Source organism: Cupriavidus sp. IDO, from assembly GCF_000812465.1.
Taxonomy (GTDB): Bacteria; Pseudomonadota; Gammaproteobacteria; order Burkholderiales; family Burkholderiaceae; genus Cupriavidus.
This window is the reverse complement of the sequence record NZ_JWMA01000158.1, coordinates 1-1723: the sequence shown is the minus strand read 5'-3', so window position 1 is coordinate 1723 and position 1723 is coordinate 1. Positions and strand designations below refer to the sequence as shown.

1 protein-coding gene and 2 pseudogenes are annotated in these 1723 nt (G+C 65.0%); all 3 read left to right on the top strand.

Annotated elements, in window-relative coordinates; genetic code table 11:
• Positions 1–360: 360 nt before the first annotated feature.
• Positions 361–851, top strand: a pseudogene (locus tag RM96_RS38020) (hypothetical protein); the annotation flags it as partial.
• Entirely contained in the window at positions 835–1095 is a 261-nt protein-coding gene (locus tag RM96_RS29875; RefSeq protein WP_039015356.1) for an H-NS histone family protein, read from the top strand. The pseudogene RM96_RS38020 and the gene RM96_RS29875, both read left to right, overlap by 17 nt.
• 51 nt (positions 1096–1146) lie before the next feature.
• Positions 1147–1723 (top strand): annotated as a pseudogene (locus tag RM96_RS29870) (hypothetical protein); the annotation flags it as partial.

Below are 1723 nucleotides of genomic sequence, written 5' to 3'. Positions count from 1 at the left end.
TCAACAAGACCATCCGCCGCCTGCTCAAACGCCTCGCCGACCTTGGGTGTCAAGTGGATCCCATGTCTCATACTGTTTAGCGCTTCCTACTAGCAAACTCGGCAGACCGGAAGTTCGGCGGCCACTGCGTAGGAAGCCCAAGGGGAAGAGCCGGGCAACGAGCCGGGGGCGGCGGCGCTGCCTAACAATCAGGACGAAGGCAACGACAGCAGTGACGGCAGCGATGACAGCAAAAACTGAGCGACGGGGCAGACAGCAACCTAATGATTTATTGGCATTTTTTTAGGTGGCGGCCCGGAAACCCGCATGGCTACAAGGGGCGGCTACCCCGGTAAACTGCAGCGAAAACAAGGGGAGACCAGCCTGCGCGAACTGGACGCCGAGCGGACCGCGCGCCAGCAGAGCGAGCGCACGGCCGAAGCGTTGCGCGGCGAACTGGTGGCGGCGCGCAGCGAGGCCCGCGACACGGCCGTGGCACAGGCTGAAGTCCGTGCCCGGCTCGAAGCCCAGGTCGCGGCGCTCGCCGATCGGCTCGCCAGCGCCGAGCAGGCGCAGCGCAAAGCGGCGCACGACCTGGACGCGGTGCAGGCGGAGTTGGGCGCGGCGCGGCGCCGGGCCGAGCGGGCCGAGGCCGAAGCGGCGCTGGCGCGCCAGCTGCTGGCAGAATTGCGAATGGGGCCGCCGGAGCGGGATGGTGGTAGGCGGCGGCGAGCCCAGCGCCGACCGAGCAGCAAGCACAGAGCGAAAAACTGGACCAACAGCAGAAAGACAAGCAGGGCGCGCCAACGGCCGCCTCCAACCCGGAAGACGGCAGCGACAGCAGTGACGACAGCCATGACAGCAAAAACTGAGCGGGCGGCGGCGATCCGCTGGATCCAGGCGGAGATGGCCGACTACGGGCTGACCATGGAGGAGCTGGAAGCGGCAGGGTGCTTCGATCCTCCGCCACCGCCGCCACCCGCACCCGCGCCACCGCCAGTGGTCTGCTATCGCAACGCCGCGGGGCAGAGTTGGGACGGGCAGGGCGAGATGCCCGACTGGCTGCGGCGGGCGGTCAATGCGGGGCAGAGCGTGGAGTTTTTTCGGGTCGAATAGACGGTGGATGGAAGTCGCTATCAATAAGACGTTAGCCGTTGGAGATGAAGTGTGAGCCCCTCAGCAGAACTGCTGGAGCAAGTCGAGTCCCTTCAGAACATCCTCGTTTCTCAGGCCACAGGTGGGCATGAGGACGAGGCCGACTATTGCGCGCTTCGGGATGTCCTTTTGGCGCGTACCGAACTGGCTCCTCTGGTCCCAAAGTTTGTGCGGACCAGCCGCAGCCTGAGCCAGTTTTGGCAGTTCATCAAGTACAAGTTCCCGTCCTACGCTGAGCGCCGCACCTACCTCTGGGATGCGTTCCGCCCGCTCCTGGAGCGAATTGAGCAGGGGCGCACCAGCCCCGCTGACCAAGCGGTCACTGCGGCCATCGAGAAGTTTGACGCCGAGCACCTTCAGACGGCTTGGCGTAAGGCTCTGGAGCGGCGGCAGGTAGACCCAGAGGGGGCCATAACAATGGCCCGGACGCTGTTGGAGACCGTGTGCAAGCACATCCTAGACGAGCTGGGCGTTGCCTATGGGGAAGCCCCTGAGCTTCCGGAGCTTTACCGGCTCACGTCTAAGGCATTGAATCTGGCGCCCAGCCAGCACACCGAAGGCGTTTTCAAGCAGATTCTCGGCGGGGGGC